This is a genomic window from Nitrosomonas europaea (assembly GCF_900167395.1).
GTDB classification, from domain to species: domain Bacteria; phylum Pseudomonadota; class Gammaproteobacteria; order Burkholderiales; family Nitrosomonadaceae; genus Nitrosomonas; species Nitrosomonas europaea.
The window spans coordinates 1-17,876 of the sequence record NZ_FUWK01000048.1; the positions used below are offsets into that span (position 1 = coordinate 1).

Sequence of the window (17,876 nt, forward strand, 5' to 3'; positions counted from 1 at the left end):
GACGTTGGCGCCAAGCGTGATAGCCGCTTTCCGAAACGTCCAGAATCCGGCACATCGCCGCCACCGCGTGGTGCTGTCGCAACTGTTCGATCCGGGCGTATCTCACCGCGACTCCTTCGCGAAATACGCCGCACATTTTTTTAGCAGATCACGCTCCAGTTTCACTTCCGCCAATTCCTTGCGCAGTCGCGCCAGTTCAATTTCCGTTTCCGTCGGCACCCGCTGACCTTGCCCAACCTTCGCCAGGCTGCCTGTACGCGATGCCCTCACCCAATTGCCAAGACTGCTCTTTGGCACCAACAAGCGCTTCGCTGCCGCATCCACCGACAGCCCTTCCGCTTCCACCAGCTTCACCGCTTCCGCCCGAAATTCCGGCGTGTAGATCCCTTTCGGGAGTCGTTCCATCCTTGTCCTCCGTTCCTCACATTTTACGAAACGTTGGACTCCACTTTTTTCAACCTACGTCAAGGAAAGTCACGTATCTGTAGTCTGTAGTGCTACGAAGATATGATGAAGGCATTCAGGCAGCTATTTTTGCCTGAACTTTTTGTTTCTGGATCAGCCGTACTTCTTGCGGTTGCGGCGGCGGCGGCTATGTGCCCGCCGGGCTTCTTCCTCGGTCAGCGGTGTTTTCTTACCAGCATAGGGGTTGTGGCCGGTTCTGAATTCCACTCGTAACGGGGTACCTTTCAGCTTGAATACTTCCCTGAATGTATTTTCGAGATAGCGGCGGTAGGTTTGCGGAACATGTTCGAGCATGGAACCATGCACAATGATCAGCGGAGGATTTTCCCCTCCCTGATGGGCATAGCGCAGCTTGGGCCGCGACATCCCACCACGCGGGGGTTGTTGTTTAGCAACGGCAGCCAGCATGGCTCGCGTCAACTTGGGTGTAGGAATATGAGCCCTAGCAGCAGCATAGGCCGCGTCTACCGAGGGCATCAACCCTTTCACACCGTTGCCGTACAGGGCAGAAATGTAGTGCAGATTGGCAAAACTCAGAAACCCGAGCTTGCGTTCAAATTCGCGTTTAATGATTTCGCGCTGGTAGTCGTCCAGACCGTCCCATTTGTTGATGGCAACGACCAGGGAACGACCGGTTTCCAGGATAAACCCGGCAATATGGGCATCCTGATCGGAAATTTCATGGTGTGCATCGAGCACCAGAATAACTACGTTGGCAGCCTCGATCGATTGCAGGGTTTTGACCACCGAGAACTTTTCCACGGTTTCCCAAACCTTGCCTGATCGGCGCAGGCCCGCTGTATCGATCAACGTATAGCTGCGCTGGCCATATTCAAAATCGACATAAATGCTGTCTCGGGTAGTACCTGGCTGATCAAATGCAATCACGCGCTCTTCCCCCAGCAGGGTATTGATCAGCGTGGATTTGCCGACATTGGGGCGGCCGGCAATGGCAATGACAGGACACTTTTCCTGGCCAGGTTCAGCTGCGGTTTCTTCTTCATACGGATACCCTTCCAGTGCAAAATCGATTAACTCACCCAGATGATCTCCATGCAAAGCCGAAACAGCGCATGGTGTGCCGAGCCCCAGCTCATGAAACTCAGCCGTCACTGATGAATAAGGCATCCCTTCGGTTTTATTGACGACGAGGATTATTTTCTGGCCGGTTTTGCGCAATTGTTCCGCAATGATCTTGTCCTGTGCGGCCAATCCCTGACGACCATCGACGATGAACAGCACGATATCGGCTTCATCCACAGCTTGGAGGGTTTGTTTGGCCATGGCATGCAGGATGCCGGATTTGACCACCGGTTCAAAACCACCGGTATCCACCACCAGATAGGGCTTAAGGCCCAACCTGCCATGACCATAGTGCCGGTCACGCGTGAGCCCGGGGATATCGGCCACAATCGCATCACGACTGCGGGTCAGACGGTTGAATAATGTCGATTTTCCGACATTCGGGCGCCCAACCAGAACGAGTGTGGGTTTCATGAGAATGGGAATATGAAAAAATGCTTCGCCCGGAAAGCGAGAAAACCCGGGTTATTGCAAGGAAAATGCGAAAAGTCCGCCTTTGTGTGTTTGTACGACAAAACCATCCGGCAGATACTCGGCACGCGATGAAATGGCGCTGCCATCGGTTGGTGCGCGGCTCAGCAGAGAACCATCCTGACGGCTGATCAGGGTGACATATCCCTGATCGTCACCCACTATCAGACGGGTACCTCGAGCGACCATCAGGGCAGACAGTTTGCGACTGCCCAGTTTTCCCCTCTTCCAGACAGCAGCGCCACTGCTTTTGTCATAGGCGGCCACGGTTCCGTGTTCTTCGCTGATATAAACATGGCTGTTGTCCATTACCATGCCAGCACTGCTCGATGCATCCCGGGCCCAGATCTGATTCCCGTTGGAAATTTCAAAACAGGCGGCCCGGCCGCGATAGGCAACTGCACATACCTGGTTTTCATCGACAATCGGCAGACTGCTGATGTCAGTCATACGTTCCAGCTCCGTAACGCCATGCGGTTGTGAAACGGTTGCCTCCCAGCCCACATTGCCGGTGAACAGATCCAGCGCGATCAGTTTACCGCCGGGAAATCCGGCAAAAATAGCACCCCGCGTAATCGATACGCCGACAAAGCTCCTGACTGTCAGCGGTGGTGTTACACCCTGATAGCTCCAGATCTGCTTTCCATCAGCTGCATTCAGGCCATAAAGCCTGCTGTCACCAGTACGCACCACCACGATTCCATTGTCTGTCTGCGGCGGGCTCAGGATTTCACTTGGCACCTGGGATTGCCACAGGGCATTGCCTGCTTCGTCGAATGCCAGTACCTCGCCCTTATAGGTTCCAAGCAGAATCATTCCTCCGCCTGTACCAACCCCTCCGGAAAGCTGGGATTTGGTATCCACACGCCAGATTTCACGTCCTGTCGCCGGATCGAGCTTGATTAGCCGACCATCTTCATCGGCAGCGTATAACGCGCCATTATCGTAAACCGGCAGAAAAACTGCGGTTTTGCTCTCTGACAGTTTTACCTGCCATAGCAGCTTGATCGGAGCCAGCGTTTGCAACTCGGCAAGTTCGGCTTCATCGATTTCGACTTCATCCTCGTCACCGCTGAAAAGATCGGTAAAATGCGCACCTGTTATATCACTCAGATTTGCACAACCGCCCAACAGAATCAACAGCGCAAGTATGCAGACACGCAGTGCCCGGCAATAACCATTATGGAAAGTGAAATCAGGAGCCGATAACGAAATGCTGCCGATCACTGCCGTTGTTCCCTCAATACATCCAGTTTCATCTGTACGACATTCCGGTAAGCACCCTGTGCATTCAGGCTGTCCAGTGCCTTCTGGTAGGCTGCCCTTGCTTCATCCGTTTTCCCTGCGGCGGCCAGTGCATCTCCCCGTAAATCTGCGTAAAGCCCGGTAAAAGATGCAGCATGCTGTGCATCCAGTAATTTCAGTGCCTGGTCGTACTTGCTCTCATCCACCAGCACACTTGCCAGCCGCAAGCGGGCCATGTCCTTTATTTCAGGCTCTTCAGCATGGTCGAGCGCCCATTGCAGCATGTCTCTGGCAACCTGATCATTGCCTGCCTGACCTGCAGCACGGGCAGCTATCAGCGCCGCGCGCGAAGCATAGCCGCTGCCGGGAAAACCTTCGGTCAGCAAGTGTGCCGCATCGGTTATTTTGACGAGCTCACTCCCTTTTTCAACCTGCTGCTGGAGAACGGCATATAAATCAGCTGCCTGCTGCGCCTGTTCAGCCTTGTAATGATTCCACAGCCGGTTACCGGCCACCGTTGCCGCAAAAACGGCAATGGCAAACAGCATAGTAGTACCGTTGGCAGCCCACCAGGACTTCAACCCTTCTATCTTTTCCTGTTCTTCAAAGTTGTACGCTGACATGGTTCTGATTTTCCACCTTGGTTAAATATTTCCCAGAAGTGCAGCGGCTCCGGCCAGATCGACCCTGATCTGCTCCGCTGCCTCACGTAATGGTTTGATGCTGATTTGCCCGGCTACGACCTCATCTTCTCCGATGATGGCGGCAAAACGTGCACCGCTGGCATCGGCTTTTTTCATCTGAGCCTTGAAATTTCCACCTCCGCTATGCAGCACCACTTTAAGACCATCATCCCGCAATGATTCTGCCACCTTCCATGAAAACTCGGCTGCAGCCTCTCCCTGATGCACCACATATATATCAGGAATGGCATGCGCGCCAACGGCACCATTTTCACCCATCAGTGCCAGTATTCGCTCGATACCCATGGCAAAACCGCATGCTGGTGCCGGTTTTCCGCCAATCTGCGCGATCAGCCCGTCATAACGCCCGCCTGCACAAATGGTCCCCTGCGCGCCCAGCTTGTCAGTCACCCATTCGAATACCGTGCGGTTATAGTAATCCAGCCCTCTGACCAGCCGGTTATTGATTTCGAAACTGATATCCTGGTTGCGCAAAATCCGTTGCAATGCCTCGAAATGGGCGAGTGAATCTTCATCCAGATCATCGAACAGGCGAGGAGCACCAGCCAGTATTTCACGCATGGCCGGATTCTTGCTGTCGAGAATACGCAGCGGATTGGTTTTTAACCGCCGGCGTGCATCCTCATCGAGATCATCACAGAATTTTTCCAGATAACTGATCAGACGGGCACGATAAACCGAACGTGATTCGGTACTGCCAAGTGTACTGATTTCGAGACGGACATCTGAAATACCCAGTAAACGCCACAACCGCGCGCACATGACGATGAGTTCCGCATCGATATCCGGACCGGCAAATCCAAGTGCTTCCACACCCACCTGGTGAAACTGGCGATAACGGCCCTTTTGTGGGCGTTCGTGCCGGAACATCGGCCCGCTGTAATACAGGCGCTGGGGACCCGCATACAGCAGATTGTGCTCGATTACCGCACGCACGCAGGAAGCTGTGCCTTCCGGGCGCAATGTCAGATTTTCCCCGTTGAGATGATCGACAAATGTATACATCTCTTTTTCGACGATATCGGTCACCTCTCCGATCGAACGGACGAACAGATCAGTCTGTTCGACGATGGGGGTACGCAGATTACGATAGCCGTAGGCAGCCAACCATGTGCGAATCGTATCTTCAAAAAACGCCCACAAACCGCTTTCGTCAGGCAGGATGTCGTTCATCCCGCGAACTGCCCTGATTGGTTCAGGCATTGGCTGCTTTTTTTCGGTATTTGGTACGTACGTATTCATCAACGATCATACGGAATTCGCCTGCGATGTTATCGCCTTTCAGGGTAACGGTCTTCTGACCATCCACAAAAACCGGGGCAACCGGAGTTTCTCCCGATCCGGGTAAACTGATGCCGATATCAGCATGCTTGCTTTCACCCGGCCCGTTGACCACACATCCCATGACTGCTAGTGACATATTCTCGACACCTTCGTATTGCTCACGCCAGATGACCATCTGTTCACGCACATAGATTTGAATGCTTTCTGCAAGCTCCTGGAAATAAGTGCTGGTTGTCCGCCCGCAGCCCGGACAGGCTGCCACCAGCGGAACAAACGCACGCAATCCCATCGTTTGCAGGATTTCCTGTGCCACGATGACTTCACGAGCACGATCTCCACCCGGCTCCGGTGTCAAGGAAACACGGATCGTGTCGCCGATCCCTTTGAACAGCAGTACCGCCAGTGCGGCTGTCGAAGCGACGATCCCTTTTGAGCCCATACCGGCCTCGGTCAATCCCAGATGCAGTGCATAGTCACATTGCTCGGCCAGCGCACCATAGACGGCAATCAAATCCTGCACACCACTGACTTTGCACGACAGCACGATATGATCACGGGCCAGGCCCAGTTCTTCAGCTCTGGCTGCGCTTTCCAGCGCAGAAGTGATGAGTGCCTTGTGCATGACCTGCGAAGCGCCCAGCGGATCAGGCGAACGTGCATTCTCATCCATGATTCGTGCCAGCATCTCAGGATCGAGACTACCCCAGTTGACCCCGATACGAACCGGTTTATCATATTTGCAGGCTGTCTCTATCAACAGGGAAAACTGTTCATCACGCTTGCGGCCATGGCCGACATTACCCGGATTGATACGATATTTGGCCAGTGCTCTGGCACATTCGGGATACGCGGTCAGCAGCTTGTGTCCATTGAAATGGAAATCGCCAACGAGCGGAACATGACAACCCATATCATCCAGTCGAGCACGGATCCCGGCAACGGCACGCGCAGCTTCCATGGAATTGACGGTGATTCTGACGAGTTCTGAGCCTGCAAGCGCAAGCTGGGCGACCTGCTGGGTGGTTGACACCTCGTCAGCAGTATCGGTATTGGTCATTGACTGCACAACGATCGGCGCACCACCACCGATCATCACCGAACCTACTTTGACACCCACGCACTTCCGGCGTGAGGCAGGTACGTTATTAGAAGACATGGTTAAAACCCGATTCTCAGAAATTCGTACAAGATTATTCAAGTGAAAAGCGTGCGACATCATCGTTGCCGCGTGTATAAGGTGCAAGATCAACCTTGCGCCCGTTATAGGTAAGACTGACCCCGGCTGCATTGCCGATGACCAGATATAAAGGCGGCTTACCTTCTATCGTCTGCTCAGTTCCGCGTGAATGGGTTTTTTCGAGAATGACCCGGCCGCCACTATCCTTGATTTTGACCCATGAATCACGGGAAAAAGAAAAATGCAGTGATTTTTTACCATCGTCTGAAGCCTTGGGTACCTCTACAGCCGGTACAGAGGGTGCGGGCAGTTCAGGCAATGTCGTCGCAACTGATGGCACACTGGCACCAGCGGGTGCAGGTGTGACCAATGGCAACCCGGAAGAAGAGGAAGACAATGGCAGTGCCAGATCTATTGCTACCTGATCATTGCCGTCAGCTGAGATCGATGACATCACCTGATCTGTATCCCCTGCCGAGAAGGAAGCCAACTGTTCCGGTACTTCATCACGATAAATTCCATAGGCCGCAAGCGCTGCCAGTATCACCGCAATATACAGCCACCCGCCGCGACTGCTGCGGCCAGATCGGTAAACAGGCTCGATCGCCTTGAAACGCTGCGCATTTCTTTTACTGGCAAAGACAGTATCCACTGGCCTTGCCTGAGGCACCGCTTCCATTAACAGCGGCACATCGTCGAGCTGCAGCAGATTAGCATAATTGCGTATATAGCCACGTAAGAATACGGCGGCTGGCAGCCTGGAAAAATCCTGTGCCTCGATCGCCTCCACTTGCTGTTCAGACAGACGAAGACGGTGTGCCACCTCGCCTACATTCATACCACGTCTGATCCTCGCATCACGCAATATCTGCCCGAAACCGGAAGCGGCCGTACCACCTGTTGTTGCCGCTTCAGCCGGATCACCAGCCTGAGCAGGCGAATATGGCATCGTACCTACAGGTTCCGCCTGAAGAGATACAGCTTGATCTGAGGTTTCAACCGGCTCTGCATCACGGATGAGATCTGATTTCTGATCACGAGCCAATCCGTCTCTTTCATCTAATTCATTATCTTTCATGATTCAACCTGCCTGCACGCGATTCCCGGGCTTCCCGGGAATCAGGAAAACGTTTCTGTAGCTGAAAAGCATAATTGGTTTCTGCATTGACATCTCCGTTTGCTCGTGCAATGCGAACAGCCAGCCACAAACTGCCTGGAGCGGGAGGATATGTCTGTAAATACCGGTTGATTGCAGCCCAGGCTTTTTTCACTTCACCACGACTGAAATCCAGTTCTACCAGACCAAGCCGGGCCAAAGGATAACCCGGGCGGATAACCAGAGCCTCCTGAAAGTAGCTTTGTGCCCGCTCGAAGTCATTCTGCTTCAGAACGCACAATCCTGCGTTGGTATAGGTTCTTTCTGGTGTTTCATACAAGGGATCACGCACAGCCGCCATGAAATGACCGATGGCCTGTTCTATCCCGTCAGGTTTTCGCTGACATAAGAACCAGCCGAAATTATTGCGTATATCAGGATCGTTTGGAGTGATTCCAAGTCCGCGCTCAAAGTTCCATTCCGCGCGATCATCCTCCTGCAGATCCATATAAACCAGCCCCAGCATGTTATAAGCCGGAGCATAGTCGGTTTTTTTCTGCAGTGCGATTTCAGCTTCTTCTATCGCTACCCGATACTGGCCACGGTGATAGTACTGGCCCGCAAGTTCAGTGTGAATTTTGGCACTTTGCAATGCGCGCTGCTTCAGTTCCTCGGGAGTCGGCTTTTCCTGAACCGGTGCATGTCCGCAACCCGCCAGCCATACCAGAAATCCGAGAACTCCCGTTCTAATCAGCCTGTTCATTTTGCCTGCATGCTTACCCAACACTGGATTTATATATCTCCGATTATCTGGCAACTGCCGGCTGACCAGTTCCACACCCGCTCGTCCGGCGTGTCTTGTCACGCACCTGCCCTGCCAGTTGACCGCAGGCAGCGGCGATATCATCCCCGCGCGTTTTACGTACTGTCGTAACGATACCTGCTTGCATCAGTACATCCCGGAAATTACCGATGGCTTCTGCACCCGATCGCTCATAACCGGAACCGGAAAAGGCGTTAAACGGGATCAGATTGAGTTTGCATGGAACGTTCCTGACGAGTTGAACCAGTTCTCGTGCCAGCGCCACACTGTCATTCACGCCTTTCAGCATAACATATTCAAACGTAATAAAATCTCTCGGAGCAGCTGGCAGGTAACGCTCACAGGCGGCCAGTAAATCCCTGATCGGATACTTTTTATTGATGGGCACCAGCTGGTCACGCAAGGCATCATTCGGCGCGTGCAGTGAAACCGCGAGCGCCACCGGGCAGCGCTCACGCAAGCGATCCAGAGCGGGGACCAGTCCAGATGTACTTACCGTTACCCGGCGGCGTGACAAACCATACGCATCATCGCTCAGCATCAGATCCAGTGCCGTTACCAGGTTTTCAAAATTGGCCAGCGGCTCACCCATCCCCATCATGACGACATTGGTAACCGGCCGCCTCGTTTCCGGCTTGTCTGTCTGCACTCGTGTGGTATCCAGGGGAAACGGGTCATGACTACCTGCTTCGAGCAGCCGATTGGCCCACCACAATTGACCGATGATTTCTGCGACGCTCAGATTGCGGTTGAAACCCTGTCGACCGGTGGAACAAAAGCTGCATGCCAACGCACAGCCTACTTGACTGGAAACACAAAGCGTGCCCCGGCTAGGCTCGGGAATGAAAACCATTTCCACTGCATTTCCCGCCCCTGTCGATAACAGCCACTTGCGGGTGCCATCCCCTGCAGTATGATCACTGACGATTTCAGGCAACTGGACAACGGCACATTCCATCAGCTTATGACGGAACCCTTTTGCCAAATCGCTCATTTCCATGAAGTCCGTCTTGCCGGACTGGTGTACCCAGCGCAACAACTGCCTTGCCCGATAAGGCTTCTCGCCCATTTCTCCACAGAAACGGACCAGTTCTGTCTTATTGAAATCAAGCAGGTTGATCATTGCGCCCGGTTTTCCAAATCAGCAAGGGTGTGTACATTATCAGCGTGAATGTATTTCCAGAGACGGGAAGAAACAGGCGATTTCAACGACAGCCGTTTCAGGTGCATCCGAGCCATGTACTGCATTGGCATCGATACTTTCTGCAAAATCTGCGCGAATCGTACCTTTTTCTGCTTTCCTGGGATCTGTGGCACCCATCAGTTCACGATTTCTGGCAATTGCGTTTTCACCTTCCAGCACTTGGATCATCACTGGCCCGGAAATCATGAATTCGACCAGATCCTTGAAGAAAGGTCTTTCCCTGTGAATCGCATAAAAATTCTCTGCCTCGACTCTCGACAAGTGCGCCATGCGGGCAGCAACGACTTTCAGGCCAGCCGCTTCAAATCGTGCATAGATTTGTCCGATGACGTTCTTTGCTACCGCATCGGGCTTGATAATGGACAAAGTCCTTTCAACTGCCATCAAATACCTCATAAAAATAGTTCATCACGAGCCGGTATTCTAACAAAATCTAACAAAAACCCTTGTATGATTTACCAAATCAGCAGTTGGAGAAGAGTGCGCAGGCACAACCTGCTACGACAAGGCTATATTGATATCGCTCTGATCAGATTGCCAGAGCAAGATGAGAGAAAGTTGCGATATCCCGGAATACCGGGTGATTTCAGAGAGGATGACGGATTATAAAAAATCAGGCCAGATTCAATCCAGCCTGATTTTCTGCCACCGTAGTTTCAGATGTTACTTATTCTACGACGTTAAGGGTACCTGGCAGGTGGATGTTTTTAGGATGGAGCTGGCACCAGATCGTGAAAGCACCTGCTTTATCAGCGGTAAAGCTGATAGTTTTGGTTTCGCCTGCTTTAATGACTTCCTGAACACCAAACGCATCAATTGAAAATCCTTCGCTGATGGGTGATTTGTTTTCAACAACGACTTTCACTGCATCGCCTTTCTTGACGACCAGTGTCTCCGGCTCATTCAACACATTGAAAGCACGGATATTTTTTACGGTCACACCTTCCACGTTGAGTTCAGGAATAGTGGTATCGTAGGCGTTGATAACCACATTGAAGTTGTGTTCAGCCTGTGCAGCACCCGCCAGCAACAGTGATCCCACAGCAAAACCTGCAAGCATTGCTTTTGTTGTTTTCATGATTACCTTCCTCTACTAAAATTTATATTTTATTCAGCGAAACATCGTTCATCGCTCGCCGGCCCCAATCTGCAGCTTCCTGCAAATCAGCCAATGGACAAACCCTCTGCCGGGATATTCATACAACGATCCCGCCTGCAGAGAAATCTATCTGTCATGTTATTAGAATCAGACCAGCTACCAAAGAACCCGTAACCACCGAGTCCCGGCGGGAGAGTCTAGACAAGCTAATGATAAATGTCAATCCAGACACTAAATTAATGATAATCATTGCCGATTTCTCCGGCAGAAAGACAGGTGCAGACGACGCCTTGAAATCACCAGATTTTTTAGAAAGTATCCGCCCGGACCCCCTCAACGGATTAGGGTAAAATGCTGCTGATTTTTTGATACCTGCTTACCTGTGCCCCATCACATTCCGGAGCCCCACCCATGAAAATCCAGGATTTCATCCAGAACCGCAGCAAAGAAAATTTTGCCCTGCATGACAAGTATCTGAACAGCCAGATGGTCAAAGTCCTCAAAACCATCGATTTTGATCGTCATTATGTCCGGGCAGAAGGCGCATATCTGTTCGACGAGCAGGATAACCGCTATCTGGATTTGCTGAGTGGCTTCGGTGTCTTTGCACTGGGGCGCAATCACGCGGAAATCGTCGAAGCACTCAAAAGCACTCTGGAGGCAGATTTACCCAATCTCGTCCAGCTCGACGTATCATTACTCGCAGGACTGCTGGCGGAGAGGCTAGTTAAACTGACCCCGGACGGATTAAAACGTGTCTTTTTTGCCAACTCGGGTACTGAAACAGTCGAGGCGGCGATCAAATTCAGCCGTTACGCAACCGGAAAATCCAAAATCATTTTCTGCCACGGCTGTTATCACGGACTGAGCCTTGGCTCTCTCTCTGCCACGGGAGATGATCATTACAAGAAGGGATTCGGCCCGATGGTGCCGGATTTTATCGAAATCCCGTTCAATGATCTCGAAGCACTGGAACAGGTGCTTGCGCAGGGAGATGTCGCCGCCTTCATTACTGAGCCAATTCAAGGACACGGTGTCTGGATACCGGACGATAACTATCTGCCGGAAGCAGCCAGACTCACCCGCAAATACGGCGCACTGTTCATCACGGATGAAATACAAACCGGACTGGGGCGGACCGGCAAGTGGTGGGCGGTCGAACACTGGTCCGTCGAACCCGATATCCTGTGCATGTCCAAGACGCTTTCCGGCGGATTCATCCCTGTGGGTGCGCTGGTCTGCAAGGAATGGATCTTCGATCGTGTTTTCAACCGCATGGATCGCGCTGTCGTTCACGGCAGTACATTTGGTAAAAACAACCTGGCAATGGCCGCCGGTCTGGCTACACTGGAAGTACTGGAATCAGGAAATCTCATCGAGCATTCCGCCCGTACCGGAGCAGCCATTATGGATGCGCTGACGCCACTGACGGAAAAATACGAATGCTTCAAGGAAGTACGAGGCAAAGGCATGATGATTGCGCTGGAATTTACCGAACCGAAAAGCCCTATGCTGAAGCTGTCGTGGAAAATGCTCGAATCTGCCAACAAGGGACTGTTCTCACAGTTGATAACCGTCCCGTTATTCAGGCAGCACCGGGTTCTGTCTCAGGTAGCCGGCCACGGCATGAATATCGTCAAATTCATTCCACCACTCATCCTGACAGAATCCGATGTTCAATGGATCGTTACTGCGGTCAGTGATGTCGTGGCCAATGCACACCGCGGACCTTCAGCAGTATGGGATTTTGGCAAAACGCTGGCATTCAGCGCACTGCGCGCCAAACTACACGCCTGAGAACCCGTTCAAAATCCCGATCAAGGGGGTAGTACAAGGCAAAATTGAATGAGAAAACGGAGCATACCCGAAGTATATGAATATTTTGAGTTCGATTTTAACGCTGCAATGCGCCCTTCAGTGGGATCTTGAACAGGTTCTGAGCAAATTCAACCGTTCCACAAGCAATTACCTTTGCTTTCGGCGTTGATGCGTTCCACCAGCCGGCTATGCAACTCGAGTTCTGCCTGCGTGGCAGGCTGAACGATCAGCGCAAGATTCTCCACCTTGCCGACAGCCGGATTATCGGCTTGTCGCGATGCTGGCGCATCCATTTCCATCAGCAGGCTTTCCTGACCACGTGTCATTGCCAGGTAAACTTCGGCCAGCAACTCTGCATCGAGTAGAGCGCCATGCAGTGTTCTGTGGGAATTATCGATCTGATAACGCTCACATAACGCATCCAGATTGTTTCTCTTGCCCGGGTGCAGCTCTTTTGCCAGGACCAGTGTATCGATGATCTGCAGACAATGATTCTGCATCGATTCAAATCTGATCAGATCGAGTTCGCGATTGATGAACCCCACATCGAAAGGCGCGTTATGAATGAAAATCTCGGCATCTGCTATGAACTCCAGAAACTCGCTGCAAACATCCTGGAATACGGGTTTATCCCGCAAAAATTCACGAGTCAGTCCATGTACCCGCAGTGCACCTTCATCACTCTCCCGCCCGGGATTGAGATAGCGGTGAAAGTGACGATCGGTCAAACGCCGGTTACACACTTCCACTGCTGCTATCTCGACGATACGGTGCCCCAGTGCAGGATCCAGACCCGTCGTCTCAGTATCAAGAAATACATACCGCATGATTTACCCGATCAATCCGCTTTTTCAGACAGTACTGACACCACTCCACGGTTGGCAAGCATATCGGCTCGCTCGTTGCCATCATGGCCGTTATGCCCTCGAACCCAGAACCATTCAACCTGGTAACGCCGGGACAACTGATCCAGCTCCTTCCACAATGCTTCATTCTTCACCGGTTTTTTATCCGCTGTCAGCCATCCGCGTTTTTTCCACGAATGAACCCACTCACTGATACCCTTCTGCACATATTGCGAATCGGTATGCAGTTGAACTCGCAAAGATTGCCCGGTATCGGGCAGTGATTCCAGCGCCTGCAAGGCACGAATGGCAGCCAGCAGCTCCATCCGGTTATTCGTCGTCACAGGTTCTCCGCCGAAAAACTCCCGTACTTCACCGTCGAACTTCAGACAAACTCCCCAGCCCCCTATTCCCGGATTACCCTTACAGGCACCATCCGTAAAAATCTCCACCAGCTTTACACCCTCTTCCAATTGCATTACACGTCCCTGTTGTTCACGGAGTATTGCACCCCGTATTTCCTGTTTTCAATCAGCCCGCCACCGGCCTTCTCGCGCCATGGTACCGTGGATACTTCTAAATTATTCATCCGATGCCCTCGTTCGATCTGCGGAACCACTACCGTACCCCTTTTTGCAGGCGAATCCTCCCAGCGGGGCGTGATGATGTGCAAACCACATTCATGCTTGACTGCCTGTAAAAAATAAACTCCCCCGGCAATCGGCCACCAGCGATCTCCGGCCGCCTCCATGAAACGCAAACGGGAAAGCCACTTTTCCCGGGTACATGGCGGCACATAGCAGCCAAACTGTCCCGCAACGATTTCAAAATTATGCAGCTCCAGCCAATCCTGCATGCGTGGCAGAGCAATGAAACGACCGCACCATGGAAAATCCGTTTTCGATTTTGCCATGCGCTGACGCATTCCCCAGAGACTGAACGGGTTGAATCCGCTGATGATGACTTTGCCCTCCGGAATCAGCACCCGGTGTGCTTCCCGGAGTATCTGGTGGGGATTCGAATTGAACTCGAGTGTGTGCGGCAACAGAACGAGATCGATGCTGCTGCTTTTGATAGGCAGAAAATGAGGATGCGCGTAAACCGAAGCACCGTCCCGTACGCCGAATGCGAACTTGAAAGGCATCCGGTTGTTGCGCAGAAAATCAAACCCGGAAAAACCGATCTGGGTCGCGTTATAACCAAAAATATCCGTCACGACACGGTCGAAATAACGCTGCTCCTGTTCAAGAACATACTGTCCCAGCGATGTTTCTAACCACTGTTGCATACTTTGCTGCAATACAGAATCGAACATATTATCAGGATGATTGGTTATGATGATGACCCGTCTGCTATCTGCTACAAGGAGGCAAAATGATCAACGTTTTTCCTGTCCGGGCGTTTAGGGACAATTATATCTGGATCGTTCACAATCAACAGTTCGCTCTCATCATAGACCCGGGCGATGCGACACCGGTTCTCACCTGGCTGAGACAACAAAAATTACAACCCATTGCAATCCTCTGCACCCATCACCATCATGATCACACGGGTGGTATTTCCCTGCTGGTACAAAAATTCGAAATACCCGTTTATGGCCCTGCCAGTGAGAAGATACCGGGGATGACCCACCCGCTTGCGGAAGGGGACACCCTCGTGTTCCCGGAGCTATCGCTGGAACTTAGCATTCTGGACGTCCCCGGACATACCGCAGGCCACATTGCCTGTCATGGCCAGAACCGGCTGTTCTGCGGGGATACGCTGTTTGCCTGCGGTTGCGGAAGAATCTTTGAAGGCAATGCACAACAGATGTTTGATTCTTTACAGAAACTGACCGACCTGCCTGACGAAACTCAAGTTTATTGCGCCCATGAATACACGCTGGACAATATCCGCTTCGCCAGGGCGATCGACCCTGATAATCCCGAGCTGATTGAACTGGAAAGTAACGTGGAAGAAAAGCGGGAGCAGAATATGCCCACACTCCCCTCCAGTCTGGCTGCAGAAAAAGCCACCAACCCGTTTCTGCGTTGCAATCAGCCGGCCATCATCCAGAGTGCCAGCCGGTATGCCGGGCGGCAGCTCACTGATCCGGTCAGTGTATTTGCCGCGATCCGTGACTGGAAAAACAATTTCCGGGGAAACACCGACTTACCGATGTGATCCGGTAATCTGCCTGTTCGTCAGCATCAGACCCGGCAACCATCGGCATCGCACCCCGGCTGTGTATCGGACTCATTGCCAGCTGAATCTGTCGAACCGGCAGCCAGCTCTTCATCAGACACTTCTTCAGCCAGCAGCGTCCCGATCGACACACCCAGCAACAAATCACTGACATGGCCAAATTTGTGCAAACGCAGATGGCCCGTCTTATCCACCAGAATGGTGGTCGGTGTCCCCTGCATGTGGTAAGTCATCATCGTGTGCGGAATCGAATGCTGCTCATTCGGTTTGTCTATCCCAATCGGAAAACGCAGCCTGTACTCATAGGCAAAAACTTCCAGCGCATCGCGCCCCATGACCTCATGATGCTCGAAAACCGTATGCAGGCCGATCACCGCCACACGATCAGGGTCGAATTCATCAAAAATACGCTGTGTCTGAGGAATACCCTGCTGAACACATCCCGGACACAGCATTTGAAAGGCATGCATCAATACTACCTTACCGCGCAAGGAAGCCAGCGTAACCGGTTGCGGTGTATTCAGCCAATCCGAGGTAATCAGCTCCGGCGCCTTGATTTTTTCAACGGTTGTACTTTTTTTCATAATTTCAACAGTGAGATACGTGACTGAAAACAGGAACATTTTTGCTGGCGCGATAATAACACGCGCAGCCGGCCGCACTGAAGCAATCGGAGCAGGAAGCGAGCTCCGGTTTTGCGGATGGATTTCCGCAAGCCGGCGGATACGGGCTGCCTGTCGTTTACTTGATCCGGACAGGTATCACAGTTACCAGTGACAGGGACGTTATGCCATACTGAAGTTCTTCAAAGTCAGGAAATTTTATATATCGTTAATTTATTTCACGGGGCCAAGCAATGAAGCAATCCATCTTTTTTCTTACTGCGCTGATACTGTTCCATGCTTCAAGTAACGCAGGCACGCTTGTCAATGGCACCTGGTCACCAATGGGATGCGGTGAACGGCCTATAGCACCAGTTGTCAGCGCTGCCAGCGTCGAGGACTATAACCGCAGTGCCGAAGCAATCAATGAATGGCAGAAACGCGCCCAGCAATATAATTCCTGCCTGGTTGACGAAGCGAATGCAGACAATGCGCTGATCGCCAGAACGGCGAATGATCAGCAGGCGAAATTCCGGGAAGAGATTGACCGGATCAATGCAGAAACCGACAAAGCGAGGGCCGAACTGGATAGTAAAAGGTAATTCTTGATACGGTAAATGATGGGCAGTGTGGCCCCTTCACAATGAACTCAATGCTGCAGGTCTGTCTGCAAAATCAGTGCCTCAAAGAGGTGCAGCAAAATCATACGCTCGCTTGTTTTTCGATGTACCTGGCTGAATACCGTCTTAATCGGTTACTGCCGCCTGAGCGGGCTACTGATTTGCGCACTGTGGAGACTTTTAAGCCATGCGGTGGAGGATCGAAAAGTGTATATGGGCACTCGTTTCACGCAGAGATACTCTTCCAGAACGTACTCAACTTATTTTTTGATGTCTGATAAACAGGACAAAATCCACCATTCATATCAATAGCTGGCCAGTCCGCGTTCGCGCCCCCAGACGACTGCAGCACTCCGACGGTGTACGCCGATCTTGTCGTACACCGCCGCAACGTGGTTGCGCACCGTATTGCGTGACAATTGCAGTATCGTCGCAATGTCGGCATCGCTTTTGCCCTGGCAGATCAGGCTCAGCACTTCCTTTTCACGCGCTGTCAGAATCGAAAGCTCCAGCTTTGAGTCAGTTGCTCCGGAATGGCGCAATTGGGCAAGTTTTTCCATCACAGTTTGACTGAACCAGGACGTATCTTGCATGACTGCGTCAATGGCAGCAATCAATTCTATTTCAGTACGCTTGCGATCCGTGATGTCTTCAAATACGCACAGCACACATGCATCATCGTTAATAGTGACAGGCTCTGCCGAAATCAGCGTATCCAGCATGATACCGTCCGCTCCGCGCAGTGGCACTTCGTAGTTGCGGATACCACCCCCCTCATGCAGTTCGTCGCGTATACCCGCCAGTATCCCGGCATCTTCCCACAGGCCAATTTCAAGGCTATGTCTGCATTAAACGTTGAAAAGTCATTTTTGTCCAACGAGCTGGAACATCAATAGAGGGAGGGCACGATTATGAAAGCCTCTGATTTTCGGGAATGGGTTGGAAAAATAACGCAACTTAGCCGCGGTCAGAAAGAGCAGACCAAACATAAGCTTGGTGGAATGGTGCCACGAATCGAGGTGGCGAAGTGGCTTGAAAGTTCTTTTGAGCCGATTTGTCCGGTTTGCCAATCGAATCATTTTTATCGCTGGGGATATCAGGCGGGATTACAGCGTTTCTACTGCCGCATGTGCAAGCACACGTTTACAGCTATATC

19 protein-coding genes and 1 pseudogene are annotated in these 17,876 nt (G+C 51.9%); 4 read left to right on the top strand and 16 right to left on the bottom strand.

Translation table 11 applies throughout. The features are described from left to right. The 11 genes and pseudogenes from B5D58_RS11940 to B5D58_RS11990 all read right to left on the bottom strand — a co-directional run. Nucleotides 1-405, bottom strand: a pseudogene (locus B5D58_RS11940) (transposase); the annotation flags it as partial. 153 nt (nt 406-558) lie between these two features. After that, complete coding sequence (der, locus tag B5D58_RS11945; protein WP_011110800.1) at nt 559-1,962, bottom strand: ribosome biogenesis GTPase Der; 1,404 nt, start codon at nt 1,960-1,962, stop codon at nt 559-561. A 51-nt stretch (nt 1,963-2,013) separates the two neighbouring features. Continuing rightward, nucleotides 2,014-3,246 carry an outer membrane protein assembly factor BamB gene (gene bamB / locus B5D58_RS11950; protein ID WP_011110799.1) on the bottom strand — a complete coding sequence of 411 codons (1,233 nt, stop codon included), beginning with the start codon at nt 3,244-3,246 and terminating at the stop codon, nt 2,014-2,016. Next, entirely contained in the window at nt 3,243-3,887 is a 645-nt protein-coding gene (locus B5D58_RS11955) for a YfgM family protein (RefSeq protein ID WP_011110798.1), read from the bottom strand. The genes bamB and B5D58_RS11955 overlap by 4 nt, the downstream gene beginning before the upstream one ends. Before the next feature lie 21 nt (nt 3,888-3,908). Beyond that, entirely contained in the window at nt 3,909-5,171 is a 1,263-nt protein-coding gene (gene hisS / locus B5D58_RS11960) for a histidine--tRNA ligase (protein ID WP_011110797.1), read from the bottom strand. Next, the gene (gene ispG / locus B5D58_RS11965; protein WP_074671347.1) at nt 5,164-6,408 is read right to left on the bottom strand and encodes a flavodoxin-dependent (E)-4-hydroxy-3-methylbut-2-enyl-diphosphate synthase; all 1,245 of its coding nucleotides are present in this window, start codon (nt 6,406-6,408) and stop codon (nt 5,164-5,166) included. The genes hisS and ispG overlap by 8 nt, the downstream gene beginning before the upstream one ends. A 34-nt stretch (nt 6,409-6,442) precedes the next feature. Next, nucleotides 6,443-7,507, bottom strand: a complete 1,065-nt coding sequence (locus tag B5D58_RS11970; protein WP_011110794.1) for a helix-turn-helix domain-containing protein — start codon at nt 7,505-7,507, stop codon at nt 6,443-6,445. Continuing rightward, nucleotides 7,497-8,288 carry a type IV pilus biogenesis/stability protein PilW gene (gene pilW, locus B5D58_RS11975; RefSeq protein WP_011110793.1) on the bottom strand — a complete coding sequence of 264 codons (792 nt, stop codon included), beginning with the start codon at nt 8,286-8,288 and terminating at the stop codon, nt 7,497-7,499. Before pilW ends, B5D58_RS11970 begins: the two co-directional genes overlap by 11 nt. Nucleotides 8,289-8,331: 43 nt before the next feature. Then, nucleotides 8,332-9,471: a dual-specificity RNA methyltransferase RlmN gene (gene rlmN, locus B5D58_RS11980; protein ID WP_041356300.1), complete on the bottom strand. Its 1,140-nt coding sequence runs from the start codon at nt 9,469-9,471 to the stop codon at nt 8,332-8,334. A 39-nt stretch (nt 9,472-9,510) separates the two neighbouring features. Beyond that, entirely contained in the window at nt 9,511-9,936 is a 426-nt protein-coding gene (gene ndk, locus B5D58_RS11985; RefSeq protein ID WP_011110791.1) for a nucleoside-diphosphate kinase, read from the bottom strand. 283 nt (nt 9,937-10,219) lie between these two features. After that, nucleotides 10,220-10,630: a nitrosocyanin gene (locus tag B5D58_RS11990; RefSeq protein ID WP_011110790.1), complete on the bottom strand. Its 411-nt coding sequence runs from the start codon at nt 10,628-10,630 to the stop codon at nt 10,220-10,222. A gap of 432 nt (nt 10,631-11,062) precedes the next feature. Between B5D58_RS11990 and B5D58_RS11995 the strand changes: the two genes are divergently transcribed. Then, nucleotides 11,063-12,448: an aspartate aminotransferase family protein gene (locus B5D58_RS11995; protein WP_011110789.1), complete on the top strand. Its 1,386-nt coding sequence runs from the start codon at nt 11,063-11,065 to the stop codon at nt 12,446-12,448. Nucleotides 12,449-12,597: 149 nt separating this feature from the next. Here B5D58_RS11995 and dnaQ read toward each other — a convergent pair whose 3' ends face one another. The 3 genes from dnaQ to B5D58_RS12010 are packed head-to-tail and all read right to left on the bottom strand — an operon-like array spanning nt 12,598 to nt 14,602. Beyond that, nucleotides 12,598-13,296, bottom strand: coding sequence for a DNA polymerase III subunit epsilon (gene dnaQ / locus B5D58_RS12000; RefSeq protein ID WP_011110788.1), 699 nt, complete (start codon nt 13,294-13,296; stop codon nt 12,598-12,600). An 11-nt stretch (nt 13,297-13,307) separates the two neighbouring features. Beyond that, nucleotides 13,308-13,793 carry a ribonuclease HI gene (gene rnhA / locus B5D58_RS12005; RefSeq protein ID WP_011110787.1) on the bottom strand — a complete coding sequence of 162 codons (486 nt, stop codon included), beginning with the start codon at nt 13,791-13,793 and terminating at the stop codon, nt 13,308-13,310. Then, entirely contained in the window at nt 13,793-14,602 is an 810-nt protein-coding gene (locus tag B5D58_RS12010) for a class I SAM-dependent methyltransferase (protein WP_143023780.1), read from the bottom strand. Before B5D58_RS12010 ends, rnhA begins: the two co-directional genes overlap by 1 nt. An 86-nt stretch (nt 14,603-14,688) precedes the next feature. On the opposite strand from B5D58_RS12010, the gene gloB reads away from it, so the two are divergent. Then, entirely contained in the window at nt 14,689-15,477 is a 789-nt protein-coding gene (gloB, locus tag B5D58_RS12015) for a hydroxyacylglutathione hydrolase (protein ID WP_011110785.1), read from the top strand. Nucleotides 15,478-15,503: 26 nt separating this feature from the next. On the opposite strand, the gene B5D58_RS12020 is transcribed toward gloB, so the two are convergent. Next, nucleotides 15,504-16,082, bottom strand: coding sequence for a peroxiredoxin family protein (locus tag B5D58_RS12020; protein ID WP_041356923.1), 579 nt, complete (start codon nt 16,080-16,082; stop codon nt 15,504-15,506). Nucleotides 16,083-16,354: 272 nt separating this feature from the next. Here B5D58_RS12020 and B5D58_RS12025 point away from each other — a divergent pair, with 272 nt between their 5' ends. Beyond that, nucleotides 16,355-16,702 carry a hypothetical protein gene (locus B5D58_RS12025; protein ID WP_011110783.1) on the top strand — a complete coding sequence of 116 codons (348 nt, stop codon included), beginning with the start codon at nt 16,355-16,357 and terminating at the stop codon, nt 16,700-16,702. 323 nt (nt 16,703-17,025) lie between these two features. On the opposite strand, the gene B5D58_RS12030 is transcribed toward B5D58_RS12025, so the two are convergent. Next, nucleotides 17,026-17,469 carry a response regulator transcription factor gene (locus B5D58_RS12030; RefSeq protein ID WP_041356296.1) on the bottom strand — a complete coding sequence of 148 codons (444 nt, stop codon included), beginning with the start codon at nt 17,467-17,469 and terminating at the stop codon, nt 17,026-17,028. Between the two features lie 162 nt (nt 17,470-17,631). On the opposite strand from B5D58_RS12030, the gene B5D58_RS12035 reads away from it, so the two are divergent. Beyond that, the coding region (locus B5D58_RS12035) for an IS1/IS1595 family N-terminal zinc-binding domain-containing protein (RefSeq protein ID WP_412458335.1) at nt 17,632-17,876 on the top strand (245 nt) is incomplete at its 3' end.